Below are 13,913 nucleotides of genomic sequence, written 5' to 3'. Positions count from 1 at the left end.
CAGAAGCGCTCCGAGCGCGCAGGCGAGCGCTCGCCGCGCCGCGGGCGGCACGCGATTCGAAGTCGGAAGGAAGAGGCGGGGAGCGCTCACGAGATCAAGATCAGAACGGACGTTGCAATCGCGCCGTGACGTTGAAGGGGCCTGCGGGTTCGCGCAGGTCGCGGGCAAAGTAGACGCGCAGTGTTTCGTCGCCGGTGCCGATACCGAAGCCGCCATCGATCGCCACGCGCTGGTCGCCGAGATTCCAGTCGTGGCCGGGTCCGCTCCACGCCGATCCCGCGTCCGCGAACACGATCACGCTCAGGTCGCTGTTGACGCCGTCGAGCCGCTCGAACCTCCAGAGCCCGAAAGTGTACTCGGCCTGCGCCAGCGCGATGCGATCGCCCTCGAAGGTCGCGGCATTGTGGGCGCGCAGCGCGTCCACGCCGCCGAGCGTGAAGCGCCGTTGTGCCGGTAGCGTCCCCTCGAGCGTGTGGCCGGCAGCCAGCCGCACCGCCAGCGTGGTGGCGGGCGAGAGCCGCAGCACGGTCCGCAGGTCTCCGAGCAGCCGCGTGTACTCGAATTCGCCGCCGAGCCCGTGACCGGCGCGCTCCAGCGACAACCAGTGGTAGATACCCGCGCGCGGCGCCACCTTGCGACGCGCGAGCCGCTCGAGCTGCAGCGCCCAGGTATGGACCTCGCCGGGGTCGATCTCGGGATTGGCACGCAGCTCGCGCTCGCGCCACAGGATCGAGGTCACGCCGCCCTCGAGCGCGAGCGAGGCGTACTCGTCGTTGCGCACGTGCAGGCTGGCGGTGGTGAGATCGCCGAGACGCGTCGTCGCGTAGGCGCCGATCCCCGAGCGCTCGAAGTAGTTCCGATGGTCGTTGCGGCCGAACAGCAGATCGAGGCTGTTTTCCCAGTCCGGGATCTGTTGCAGATCCGGGTGCGCGGTGCGGCGGTCCATCGACGCGCCCACCGCGAGCCACTCGTTCGGCAACAGCGGTTGCTCGAAACGCACCCCGTAGAGCGTGCGCTTGCGGCCGAAGCTGTAGCCGAAGCGCGCACCGATGCGCGGCAGTGCGTGGTCCGACGGGTGCAGCTCGCCACCGACGCTGAGCTGCAGGCGATCCACCCGGTTGTAGTCGCCATGCAGCGTGCGGGTCGTCCACGACGGGTCGCCGCGCAGCCGCCACTCATCGGCGTTCATCAACAGATCGTCGCCGAACGGAGTGTGAGGCCACAGCGACTCTTCGATCTCGTCGATCGGCACCGACTCGGTGTCGCGCCACTCGATGCGCGCGGTGTCGGGATCCGACCACGCCGGTCGAAAGGTGAGGGTCTCGACGACTGCGACGACCGGGGCGGCCACGAGTCCTCGGGCGCCGGAGGTGCCCGGATTCCACAGCACTGCGAAGACGACAGCGATTCCGGCCCCGAACCGCACCGTGCGCCTGTTGCTACGTGACGCGCGGACGCGGTCCGTCGGCCGGCGGAAGGGACGACGAGCGACGATCATCGGTTCTCCCGGTGGCGAAGGTGGGTAGCCAGGATGGCGTCGCAGAGAAGGGCAATGTTCATACCACGTGAAGCGCGCGTCACGCGCGTTCCCGAATCGCGGTTTGCGCCACGCACCGCGGCGAGCGTGTCCGGGAGCGCGTGGCAGCGCCGCCACGCCGTGTGGCGCACTCGCTACCGGCGCGACAGCCCGAACTTGCGCATCTTGCGATGCAGGTTCGTGCGATCGATGCCGAGTGTTCCGGCCGCCTGGGTCACGTTCCAGTTCGAGCTCTCGAGTGCGCGGCGAATCGCCTCGACTTCGCGGCGCTCGATCTCGCCGCGCAGCCCCGTCGATTCCGACGGAACCTCGTCATCGCCGATCAGCCACGCCGAGAGGTCCTCGGCGCGGACCTCGATGCCGTCGACCAGAATGGCCGCTCGCTCCATGAGATTGCGCAGCTCGCGCACGTTGCCGGGCCACCGATAGTCCTCGAGCACCGCGATCGCCTCGGTGCTGAGCCGCTTGGGCGGCTTGGCCTCGGCTTCGCACGAGGCGGCGAGGAAGTGTTGCGCAAGCGGCCCGATGTCCGAGCGACGCTCGCGCAGCGGCGGCACGTGCAGCGGCAGCGCATTGAGACGGAAGTAGAGATCCTGCCGGAAATCGCCCACTTCGATCGCTGCGTGCAGGTCCTTGTTGGTCGCGGCGATCACCCGCACGTCGACCTTCACGGTGTCGGTGCTTCCGATCCGATCCACCTCGCCGCTCTCGATCGCGCGCAGCAGTTTCGCCTGAGCCTCGAGCGACAGGTCGCCGATCTCGTCGAGGAACAGCGTCCCGCCATCCGCCCGCTCGAGGCGACCGGTCTTGCGCGCCACCGCTCCGGTGAAGGCTCCCTTCTCGTGTCCGAACAACTCGCTCTCCACCAGATCGCGCGGCAGCGCCGCGCAGTTCAGCTTTACGAACGGCTGATCGGCGCGCTTCGAAAGCCGGTGGATCGCGTTTGCGACCAGGTCCTTGCCGACGCCGTTCTCGCCCGTGATGAACACCTTGCCATTCGACGGCGCGAGGCGACGGATGTCGGCCATGAGCGCCGCGATCGCGGGGCTCGAGCCGATCAGGCCGAGGTCGTTCGGCGCCGCGGGCGATCGCACCGGATGCCGCCGCAATTCGGTGAGCTGCGCGGCCTGCGCGATCACCCCGAGCAGCAGCGCGATTTTGTCCGGAGTGTCGAGCGGCTTTTCGATGAAGTCGAAGGCGCCACGCTTCACCGCCTGAACCGCGATCGAGATCGTGCTCTCGCCCGACACCATGATCACTGCGGTCCCCGGTGCCATCTCCCGCATCAGCGGCAGGGCATCGAGTCCGGTCATGCCGGGCATCTTGACGTCGAGCAGCACCACGTCGAAGCGCGCTGCCTCGAGTGCCTCGAGCGCACTTCGGCCGTCGGCGGCCTCGCGCACCTCGTGGCCCTCGTCCTCGAGCACTCCGCGCAGCCGCGGACGGATTGCCGGGTCATCGTCCACCACCAGGATCTGCAGGATCTTCTTCGCGGTCATGCGTGCGCGGCGTCGTCGGCCGCCCTCCGTGGCAGGGGTGGAATCATTCGGCGTGCTGCGCGAGCGGCAGCTCGAGCGCCGCACGTGCGCCGCCCTCCGCACGATCGTCCAGCGTGACCATGCCGCCGTGCTGCTGCGCGACGTCCCGCACCAGCGACAGCCCCAGGCCGCTGCCGCGTCGCTTGGTGCTCACGTACGGTTCGAACAGCTGGCCGCGCAGGACCGGATCGAGTCCCGAACCGCGGTCGAGTACCTCGACGACCGCGCGCTCGCCCGTGGCGTGCACCTGTACCTCGACGGTGCCGCCGCGCGGACTCGCTTCGCAGGCATTGAGAATCAGATTGTGGATCGCGCGCGACAGCAGCAGGCGATCTCCCAGCACCGGCACTTCGCGCGTCGCATCGAGCTCGACCTGGACGCCTTCGGGCTCGTGGAGACGCACCGCGGAACGTACCACGTCGGCGAGATCGAGCGGCTCGTGGCGCGGCTCCGGCAGCCGCGCGAACTGCGAGAACTGCTCCGCCAGGCGTCCGAGCTGTTCCACGCCGTCGCCGATCCCCGCCAGGCTGTCCTCGACCACCGCGCGTTGTGCGACGTCCACCGATTCGACGCGGCGCCGCAGGCGGTGCAGCGAGAGTCCCATCGGCGTGATCAGGTTCTTGAACTCGTGGGCGAGTCTTCGCGCGACTTCGCGCCACGCCGCCTCGCGCTCGGCTTGCACCACCCGCTCCTGCGCTTCGGCGAGCCGACCGGTCATGTCGTTGAAGCTGTGACCGAGTGCCACCCACTCGCGTGCTCCGACCGGCGTGATGCGCGCGGTCAGGTCGCCGCCGGCGACCCGGCCGACCGCCTCCTCGAGCGCGCGCAGCGGCTGCGTCATGCTGCGCGCGAGGCGATTGGCGACCAGGAACGAAGCCAGGGTGAGCGCGCCGACCAGCCCCAGCACCAGCGCGATCAACGCCACACGCGTCACGTCTCGAATGATTCCGAACCGCCGATAGAATCCGACCCCCTCGCCGACGCGTTCCATGTCGCCGAAGAAGTCGGGCGGCACGTAGTAGCCCGCGGCCACCACGTGCGAGGGGCCGGCCGGCCACAGCCCGACCAGCGCCCCTTCACTCGAGCGAATCACGCGATCCGCCGCGAGCGATTCGGTGACGCGCTCCGAGAGATCGAAGCGCGACGGCGGAATGACGCCGATGGGCGTGAGCTCGTCCACCAGCGCCCAGCCGGTCGCATCGCGGCGATAGATCTGCAGGAAGTCGAGCGAAGCGGCCGGCAGCGCTGCACGCACCGCCTCGCGACGCTCCACATCGAGGCGGCCCGACGGGAGCGCTTCGGCCCATGTTTCGGCCTGCGCGCGCACGGTGGATTCGAGGCGCACCACGGAAGCCTTGCTGACCTCGAGCGCCGACTGCAGTGCTCGATCCACGCCGGGCGTGTTCCACAGCGCGATCGAGCGCTCCAGCCGATCGAGCATGAAGAAGGTGAGAATGCCGAGCGGGATGAGGGCCAGAGCGAGGAATGCCAGCACCAGGCGGGAGCGCAGTGTCACGAGCGTCGCCGCGCGGGTAGTCCGCTCATCCGGTCGGGGACAGACCCCCGAGCTGGCCGCACGCCGCCCAGATTTCGCCGCCGAGCGTGTTGCGAACCGTCACCGCGGGGGCGATCGGGTAGAGCTGCTGGGCGAACGCCTCGACCGCCGCGGGGGAGGGCCGTCGAAACGGCAGCCCCGGCACCGGGTTGTAAGGAATCAGATTGATCTTGCTCGGCAGACTACGCGCGATCGCGGCGAGCCGCAGTGCGTCCTCCGGCAGGTCGTTCACGCCATCGAGCAACGTGTACTCGAGCGTCACGCGCCGCCCGACCGCTCGGCCGTAGTCGCGCACCGAAGGGATCAGATCCGCGAGCGGCCAGCGCCGGTTGAGCGGGATCAGTTCGTTGCGCAGCTCGTCGGTGGTCGCGTGCAGCGAGAGCGCGAGCCCCAGTGGCATGCGCTCGGTGGCGAGGCGGCGAATGCCCGGCACCACGCCGCTGGTCGACACCGTGATGCGACGCGCGCCCAGATTGAGGCCGCGTTCGTCGCGCAGGATGCGGATCGACTCGATCACGGGTTCGTAGTTGACGAGTGGCTCGCCCATTCCCATGAACACGATGTTGAAACGCGCGTCTCTCCAGCGGTGGAAGTCGCCCATCGCCAGCACCTGCGCGACGATCTCCTCGGCGCGCAGGTTGCGCTTGAGTCCCATCAGGCCGGTGGCACAGAACGCGCACTTGAGCGCGCAGCCGACCTGACTCGAAACGCAGAACGTGAGTCGCTTCTCGGTGCGCATCGACACACACTCGACGCGCGCGCCGTCGGCCAGCTCGAGCACGAACTTCTGCGTCATCGAATCCTGGGTGCCCAGCACGGTGTCGAGTCGCGGGAGATCGAGCGTGCAGACCGCTTCGAGGCCGGACCGAAGTCCGCTCGGCAGGTTCGTCATGCTGGCGGCCGAGCGGTGGTGCTTCTGATAGACCCACGCGTAGATCTGATCGGCCCGATAGCGCGGCACTCCGTGGGCCGTCAGTCGATCGCCGAGCGTGTCTCGAGAGAGCCCGAAGAGACTCGGGGCAGCGGGAGGAAACACCGGCGAGACGGCGAGATTCGGCAGGGTGGTCATGATCGTGGGGGCCAAGGCCGGAGACGCTAACAGACCCCGTTTCTTGCGACAAACTTCGTCGACATGATATGCATGGCGGTGCAATGAACGATCGAATCGGTGCCCGCGAATTGCTGGCCTGTCTCGGAGACGCTTCGCGCTATCGGATCGCCCGCGAACTCTCGCAGGGGCATCTGTGCGTGAGTGACCTGGCGTTGCGCGTCGGACTGTCGCAGTCGTGCACTACTCGGCACCTCCAGGCACTCGAACGCGTCGGCTTCGCTGCCCGACGGCGTGACGGCAAGCGGGTGCTCTATCAGCTCCGGAGCGACGACGCGGATGTGCGGAGTTTTCTGCTCTGGCTTGAAAGCGCCGAGGTCGGAGTCCCTCGGCGTGGCAGTCTCACAAGCCGCTCGAGCCGCGAGCGGCGCTCCGCCGCTGCGAGCGAACCGGGCGCGAATCGCGCTAGAGCAGCCGGGGCGCAAAGTTCGCCGCTCGAACCGGCCGATGACCCTGTGCAACCGCAGGACACGCCGAACGCCGTTTCCCGCCCACTGCGGCGCGGCGACATGGACGACTTTCTGTTGTGAGAGGCTCCGAACGTATGCGTGTGTGTGCAATTGATATTGGCTCGAATTCGATTCGGCTGCTGGTGGCTGAAGTGTCGGGTCCGGAGGAGGATCCAAGCCTGACTGCGGTGGCGCGGGCGGGAGAAGCCTGCCGTCTCGGCCGCGGCCTCGATCGCACCGGGCTCATCGAGCCCGAGATGGCGGGCCGCGCCGCCGATCTGGTCGCCGAATTCCTGCGCCGGGCGCGTGCGATCGGTGCCCGTCGAGTGATCGTCGGGGCGACGGCAGCGCTGCGAACCGCGAGCAATGGACCGGAGATCGCGGCCGGCATCGAGCGACGATGCGGCGTGTCGGTTCGAGTGCTGAGCGGCGAGGAGGAGGCCCGGCTGGTCTACGAGGCCGTTGTGACCGGATTCGGCGCCGCTGCCTGGAGAAGTCCGTGCGTCGTGTTCGATCTCGGTGGCGGGAGCACCGAGGTGGTGAGCGGCCTGGGGCGCACTCCGGGGCGCTGGACGAGTCTCGGATTCGGTGCGGTCACGCTGACCGAGAAGTTCCTCTCCGGCAGTCCGCCGAGCCCCGATGATCAGGCTCGGCTAGTCGCACAGGTCGAAGCTCAAATTATGCGTGACTGTGCATACATGCCGACCGCGACCCCCATCCTTGCAGGCGTGGGCGGCACCGTGACCGTGCTGGCTTCTCTGGATCGCGGACTCGAGACCTACGATCCGGCGCTGCTCGAGGGCTGGTTGATCGAGACCGAGCGACTCGGAGCGCTGATCGAGAAGGTCGCGCTTTCCTCAGAAGCCGAGCGCGCCACCTGGTCAGTGCTCGGACATGGGCGTTCGGACATCGTCGCCGCCGGGGCGCTCGTGATCCAGTGTCTCGCCCGGCGATTCTCATCGCGTGGGCTCATGTGCTCGACCCGCGGTCTCCGCTATGGCCTCGCGCGTCTCGCGGTTCGAGAAGGTCAGCCGCTGCCCGACGGCGGCGCCCCCGGTGAGGCGAGCGGATAAAGATCCGTTGACGTCTCGCGGACACCAGACCGATACTCCCAGTGGCGCTGAGACAACCCCCTCTCATCAGGATTACTCGCTGGCTCGATCTCGGTCGATCACGCGGGGCACGCATCTTTCGTTCACCAGGGGTCGAGGGAGCACACAGCGCATGATCAGGAGCATCTTGAGACGTCTCCCGCTTCCACTCGTTCTCGCCGCGTTGTTCTGCGCGGTCGCGATCGGGCCGTCGATCGCCGCGCCACGATGGGGCGGATTCACGGCCTCGAGATTCCCTGCCGCAACCACCGCCAAGCAGGGCGCGACTCATCGCACAGCGGGTGATCCCGACGAGGGGCAGCAAATCGTTCATCCACCTCCGTCACTTCGGAGCGCGAAAGCGTCCGGATTCGGAGGGGCTGGCGAATTGCCGCTACCCGTTCGGCGCGGATTCATGTGGATCAGGGCGATCGCATCTCCGTGGCTGATTCGCTGAGCTGAAGCTCGGCCGACCCAGCTACGGATCGTCGCAGTGAGCGTTGCCGGATCGAACCGCCGGCTTCGTTCTTCCGGGTTGAAGCACTCATCGAGGGTTCGAACGTGCAGCGAGCGATCCCCCCCGATTCGGCTCATGCTCGCCTTCCTCACCGGGAAGGTCCTTACCAGCACGAGTCGATCGGTGACCTCTACTTCGCCGCGGATAATTTCGCCGGGGCGGCCGAGGCCTACGCCGCGGCTCTTCGCGAGGCGCCCGAGTCGGCGCCCGCTGAGCGCCTGCATCTCCTGTTGCGGCTGGCCGACGCCGAGTCGCAGCGCGGGCGCTCGAATGAAGCGCTGGCGCCGCTGCGAGAGGCGCGGGCGCTCACGCGCCGCCTCGACGATCCGCTCGAGCGCGCTGCTTTCGCCGCGCGGCTCGCGGTCGCATCGAACAACCTCGGTCGTTACCGTGCGGCCTGTCGCTATGCGCGCTACGCCTACGCGGTGCTGCGCGACACCGACGATCACGCCACGGTCGCCAAGGTCAGCGTCGCGCTCGGACTCGGGCTCTCCCGGCTGGGTCACCTCGATGAAGCCATCGAATGGCTGCAAGGTGCCGCGGCGACGTTCCGTCGCACCCGGGACGACGACGGGCTGGTCGCAGCGCTCAACAATCTCGGACTGATCTACAAGGGGCGCCGCCAGTGGCGCGAAGCCGTGAGTCATCTGGAGCAGGCGCTCAGGATCGACGAGCGCGCAGGGCTCTATGCGCGCATGCGCGGGCATCATCAGAATCTCGGCCTGGTGCGTCATGCGCTCGGCGAGTGGGATCTGGCCGAGGAACACTTCCGCCGCTCGCTCCAGATCGCGCGTGAACTGGGTCACCGTTCCGGCGAGGCGCTCGCGCTGCTGGCGCTCGGGCGGCTGGCGCGCCGGCGGCGGCAGTTCGAGCGTGCCGAGGAGCAGCTGCGCCAGGCGCTCGCGCTTGCGAATGAAGCAAAGACCGCGCGCGAACAGATTCTGGCGGCTGAATTCATCGCAGAACTCGAGCTCGACCGCGGCCGCCCGGCGGCTGCGCAGAACCTGCTGGAGCGCGCGCTCACCGAAGCCATGGCCATCGCGCCCCAGGGTGACCTGGTGATGGAGATCGAGAGCCGGCTGGGCCTGTCGATCCTGATGCAGCGTCGTCCAGACGATGCCCAGTCGCACCTGGTGCGCGCGCTGTCGCTGGCGGAGCGGCTCGGTGATCGGCTCGAGCGATCGATCGCCGAGCGCTCGCTGGCGCGTCTCGAAGCAATGCGCGCGAACACCGCGGCGTTCGAGTCGCGGCTCACCAGCGCCATCGCGACCTTCGAGGAACTCGGGGAGACCTACGAGTTGGCGACGACGCTCGCCTCGTGGGGCGAGCTGATGCTGCTGCTTCCTTCCGGCACACGGACGCGCATGGCGCTCGAACCGGCGGCCGAAGCGGCGCGCCGCGGCGCCGCGCTCTATCGGCAGCTCGGAGTGCCGTCGCTGGCGGCCGAGGCGCTCATGACGATCGCGACGCTCGAGGCCGAGCGCGAACACTACGATCAAGCCCTCGCGCTGCTCGAGCAGGCGGAGACCTGGCTGCACGAGCATCAGGACGACGCGATCGAAGAGCGGGTCGGCGCGCTGCGTCGGCAGCTCGAGCAGATGTACGTCGCCGTCTCGCTTTCGACCTCGAACGAGTTCCGAGCGCTCGACGAGGCGAATCGCCTGTTCCGCGACACCGCCGACATGGACGGACTTCTGGCGCAGACCGTGCGCCTCGCGGTCGAGCATTCGGGTGGCGATCGCGGATTCGTCGCGTTCAGCTCGAGCGGCGCGCGACTCGACGTGGTCGCTCAGCATGGTCTGGGTCGTGATCGTGCGCGCCGCATTCTGCAGCACCTCGATCAGGTCGTGGGTGCCCGGATGACCGAGCAGGGCCCGATCTTCTCCAGCCGTGTCGCCGCCGATCCGCGCTTCAGCGAAGCGCTCGCGGGTGCGCTCGAAGGCGTCGGCTCGCTGGTGTGCGTGCCGCTCAACTTCCCTTCCCAGTCGGTCGGCCTGCTGTTCGTGGATCGTCTGAGTGACAGCTTGCAGGGCTCGTTCAAGCAGCGCGATCTCAACCTGCTCGCGGTGCTGGCCAACACGGCGGCGGTCGCAATCGTCGAAGCACAGCGTTCGCGACTCCTGGTCGAAAACCAGCAGCTTCGCCAGCAGCTCAAGCCGACGCCGGGACTCGAGCGCGTGATCAGCCAGTCGCGTGAGATGTCGGAGATCCTGCGCATGTTGCAGAAGGTCAGCGACAGCAACGCGACCATTCTGTTCATGGGGGAGACCGGCACCGGCAAGGGCCTGCTCGCCCAGGTGGTGCACGATCTGTCGAATCGCCGCGAGCTCCCGTTCGTTCAGGTCAACTGTGCGGCGCTGCCCGAGCACCTGCTCGAGAGTGAACTCTTCGGCTACGTGCAGGGTGCCTTCACCGGGGCGGTGCGCGACAAGTCGGGGTTGTTCGAAGAGGCCGGCGACGGCACGATCTTCCTGGACGAGATCGAGAAGATTCCGGAGACGGTGCAGGCCAAGCTGCTTCACGTTCTGGATCGCGGTGAGATGCGCCCGCTCGGTGCGACCCGCAGCCGGCGCGTCGAGGCGCGCGTCATCTGCGCGACCGGCGTCGACCTGCGCGATCGCATTCGCGAGGGCCGTTTCCTCGAAGACCTCTACTACCGACTCAACGACATCACGGTGCGTGTCCCCGCGATGCGCGAGCGCCGAGAGGACATTCCGCTGCTCGCGCAGCACTTCCTCGACACCTACGCCCGTCAGATGGATCGGCCGATCGCGGGCTTCGCGCCCGAGGTGCTGCGGGTGTTCCTGCACGCCGAGTGGCGGGGCAACGTCCGCGAGCTCGAGAAGACTGTGAAGCGCATGGTGGTGCTGGCGGAAGACGGCGAGACTCTCGGGACCGCCCTGCTGCCACCCGAACTGAGAGAGAGCGCGGCCTCGAGCCCTTCGGAGTCCCTGCGCGACTCGCGCTCGCTGCGCATCAGCATCGCGCACCTCGAGAAGCGCATGGTCGCCGAGGCGCTCGATCGCAACCGCTGGAACAAGGCAAAGACCGCGCGCGAGCTGGGACTGAGCTACCCGACGCTGCTGTCCAAGATTCGCGTCTTCAAACTCGAGAAGAAGCGTGCGGTGACTAACACGGCTTGAGGATTCGGCCGATCCGACTAGCAAACGGCTTAACACTGAACCCCGTGATTTCGAGCGAGTTAGCTCGGAGGTCGCGGGGTTCTTAGTTTTGTTTCTAGTTGGGCCCCGCTGCACCCCGCTCGCCGTGCTCGAACCGAGCGCGCAATCGTGCCGCAGACTATTGCAGCCCAACGCGTTGAGAGGTTGTTCGCAAAACGCAATGTGCTTGGCACGCACGATGCGAAGCCGAATAGCTCGGAGGGGGGGACCTCCAAATCAGCGCAGAGAAGCAGCAAGTCGTCGCAACAAAGCAGTCGCAGTGAATCTGGGCTAGCCGGTACTGAACGGGCTCAGGACGAGGGTACGAGCCCCGAACAACTCGATCACGCACCTGCCCGATCGACCGGCTAGCCTGGAGGATATCCAGGAACTTTCCGGATGGCGCTTCACTCCATCCGTGCAGCACCAGCCAACGATGGATTTCTCGGTCAGGCGCGCCGCTCTCGAAGCGTCCTATACCCGGTCCAACGCGACGAGACGCGGCGTGCCGAACCGAGCAGTCGAGTTGGGATAAGGACACCGGTCGATCGTAGCGTGGGCCGACACTGGGGGATGTTGAGGCTCGTGCTGCGAGTAACTCGACCGGTGTCCTTGTTTGTCTGCTGATGCAGAGGCGCGCCGCCGCCGCGCGAGTGCCTGTCCCGCCGAACGTGAACCCTGCCGTTCGCCCTCTCCGATCGCGCTCGACTCGTTCGTGATGGCTGTGGCGTGCGCGCACACCTGAGTCCGCGGCGCACACCCTTGCGGTCTTCCGGCGCCTGCTCTCGACCCGTGTCGACTTACGCAACCGGTTCGTGGGTCTGGAGTTGCGCAGTCGCGGCACAATGGAGCGCGCGCCACCAAACGCATGGCACAACGCTTGCCCTTTCGCAGTGTGAACGCTTTCCGCGACGAACGAGAGGGAGGAGCCGATGCGTCATTCCTGGCCTGCAGTTCTCCTGCTGCTGGTGTTGATCGCCGGCTGCGATGACAAGGTGACGAGGCGTGACTACTCCGCCCCGGCGGCACCGCGCGGCGTTTCGAGCGTGACTGGAGACGCCACGGTCTACCTTCGCTGGCTCGAGAACACCGAGTCTGATGTCGAGGGGTATCGCGTGTACGAGGCTGCGTGCGCGAACGGTCCGGATTGTCCGTATGACCCGATCGGGGTCACCACCGGCTCGGTGTTCACCGTGACGGGCCTCGCCAACGGCGACACGCGCTATTTCGCGGTCGCGGCCTACGACCGCGAGGGCAACGAGAGCGAGTTGTCGTTCGATACCGTGTTCGACACTCCGCGCCCCGAAGGCTTCGACCGCTTTCTCGACAACTATCTCGACCGGCCCGACTTTTCCGGCTGGGACTTCTCGGCTCAGACCGCGCGCAACTGGGAAGACGCTCGCACGGACATGTTCATGGGTCACAACGGCACCGTCTACCAGATGTTCGTGCCCGACTTCGCGACCGACATCCAGGACGCGGGCTACGGCTCGAGCCTCGATGCGATCGACTTCGCTCCGACGGCCGGCTGGTCGCCGACTGGAAGCGTCGAGCTGATCGAGGGCCACTGCTACGTGGTGTGGACCCGCGACAACAACTACGCGAAGTTTCGTGTCAGCCACATCTTTCCGGCCACTTCCGGCGCCGCGGCGCGCGTGGTGTTCGACTGGGCCTATCAGGTCGATCCTGGAAATCGCGAGCTGCTCGTCCAGGGCACCCGCGGCGAGCCGGGAGCGAGGCGCCCGATCGTGTGGGTGACGAAGCCCGCGTCCTGATCGGGTCGTGCGCATGAGGTTTTCGAAGACTGGACTTCTATTCGGCGCTCCAAGGGGCGACACTCACGCTCGCTCCCCGGTAGCCGCCGGCACTCGCGGCTGAACTCGGAAGGATGGTGACACCCATGTTGCGTGCGGCCACGCGCCTCGTCTCCGGCGGGCTCGTTCTCGCGACCCTCGTCATCGGCCCCTCACTGGCGCGCGCCGAACATCGGCTCGGCGTTGAAGTGTGGACGGACCGAGGCGCTGACGGTGTGTATCGTCCCGGCGATCGCATGGAAGTGCGTGCCCGGCTCACCGACGACGCCTATCTGCTCGTCTACGAGATCGATTCCGAGGGCCTCGTGCGAGTGCTCTATCCCGACCGTGGCAGCTCCGGACTGGCCGAAGGCCGCACGACGCTTCGACTGCCATCCGAGCGCTCCGAAATGGATCTCGTGGTCGAGCAGGCGGTGGGTGAAGGCTTCATCGTTGCGATCGCTTCGGAGGAACCCTTCGATCGGTTGCCGTGGTATCTGCAGCCCTACGACGAGGCAGCCGAGGCGATCGGCTACGAAGGCGAAGTAGATCCCGAGGAGGGCGTGACCGAGGATGGTCGGATCGTGGGAGATCCATTCGTCGCGATGGAGCGAATCCGGCGGCGCGTGATCGACCGCGACTCGGACACCGAGTCCTTCTCGACCTCGTACTCGACCTACTACGTGCACACCAAGGTTCGCTACCCGCGCTACATCTGCAACGACTGCCACCGCCCCGGCACCTGGTCGTGGTGGGATGGCTTCGATCCGTACTACACCAGCTGCAGCGTCTTCAATGTGCGCGTGAACTGGGGCTGGCACTGGGGGCCGGCCTACTGGAACGGCTTCGTGCCGTACTACGTGTACTCGTATCGCGCCGACTGCCCGCCGCATTATCGGCCGTCCGCGGGAATCACCTATTCCGCGTGGCAGGGCTGGAACAAATGGAACGGCCTGTGGGGTCGGAAGCTCCAACGCTACAAGTCGGCGCCGCCAGCGAACTACGTTCCACCGACACGCTATGCGGAGAGTCGCGGCGGGCGGAACCCCGAAGGCAAGTTGCCGCCGGGCTTCGTGGCGCCGAATCCGAGTGGGTCGCGCGGCGCGCGCGCGTTCACTCCCGGCGATCGCGGTACCAATCCTGCCGACCGCGACGGTCTGTGGC

At 67.4% G+C, this 13,913-nt stretch carries 9 protein-coding genes; 5 read left to right on the top strand and 4 right to left on the bottom strand.

Features of this window, described 5'->3' with window-relative positions; translation table 11 throughout:
- Positions 1–100 precede the first annotated feature (100 nt).
- The 4 genes from HOP12_05670 to rlmN form a co-directional block, all read right to left on the bottom strand.
- Positions 101–1,351, bottom strand: a complete 1,251-nt coding sequence (locus tag HOP12_05670; protein NOT33644.1) for a BamA/TamA family outer membrane protein — start codon at positions 1,349–1,351, stop codon at positions 101–103.
- Positions 1,352–1,671: 320 nt separating this feature from the next.
- Entirely contained in the window at positions 1,672–3,036 is a 1,365-nt protein-coding gene (locus HOP12_05665; GenBank protein ID NOT33643.1) for a sigma-54-dependent Fis family transcriptional regulator, read from the bottom strand.
- Between the two features lie 43 nt (positions 3,037–3,079).
- Positions 3,080–4,591: a HAMP domain-containing protein gene (locus HOP12_05660; protein ID NOT33642.1), complete on the bottom strand. Its 1,512-nt coding sequence runs from the start codon at positions 4,589–4,591 to the stop codon at positions 3,080–3,082.
- A gap of 25 nt (positions 4,592–4,616) precedes the next feature.
- Positions 4,617–5,699, bottom strand: a complete 1,083-nt coding sequence (gene rlmN, locus HOP12_05655) for a 23S rRNA (adenine(2503)-C(2))-methyltransferase RlmN (protein NOT33641.1) — start codon at positions 5,697–5,699, stop codon at positions 4,617–4,619.
- 83 nt (positions 5,700–5,782) lie between these two features.
- Between rlmN and HOP12_05650 the strand changes: the two genes are divergently transcribed.
- From HOP12_05650 to HOP12_05630, 5 genes are all read left to right on the top strand, one after another.
- Entirely contained in the window at positions 5,783–6,268 is a 486-nt protein-coding gene (locus tag HOP12_05650; protein ID NOT33640.1) for a winged helix-turn-helix transcriptional regulator, read from the top strand.
- 62 nt (positions 6,269–6,330) lie between these two features.
- Entirely contained in the window at positions 6,331–7,260 is a 930-nt protein-coding gene (locus HOP12_05645) for a hypothetical protein (protein ID NOT33639.1), read from the top strand.
- A 579-nt stretch (positions 7,261–7,839) separates the two neighbouring features.
- Positions 7,840–10,938: a sigma 54-interacting transcriptional regulator gene (locus HOP12_05640; GenBank protein NOT33638.1), complete on the top strand. Its 3,099-nt coding sequence runs from the start codon at positions 7,840–7,842 to the stop codon at positions 10,936–10,938.
- Positions 10,939–11,888: 950 nt separating this feature from the next.
- The gene (locus HOP12_05635) at positions 11,889–12,731 is read left to right on the top strand and encodes a hypothetical protein (protein NOT33637.1); all 843 of its coding nucleotides are present in this window, start codon (positions 11,889–11,891) and stop codon (positions 12,729–12,731) included.
- A gap of 125 nt (positions 12,732–12,856) precedes the next feature.
- On the top strand, positions 12,857–13,913 hold a 1,057-nt coding region (locus HOP12_05630; protein NOT33636.1), incomplete at its 3' end, for a DUF4384 domain-containing protein.

It is taken from the genome of Candidatus Eisenbacteria bacterium, from assembly GCA_013140805.1.
Classification (GTDB): Bacteria; Eisenbacteria; RBG-16-71-46; order RBG-16-71-46; family RBG-16-71-46; genus JABFRW01.
This window is presented reverse-complemented; position numbering and strand designations above follow the sequence as displayed.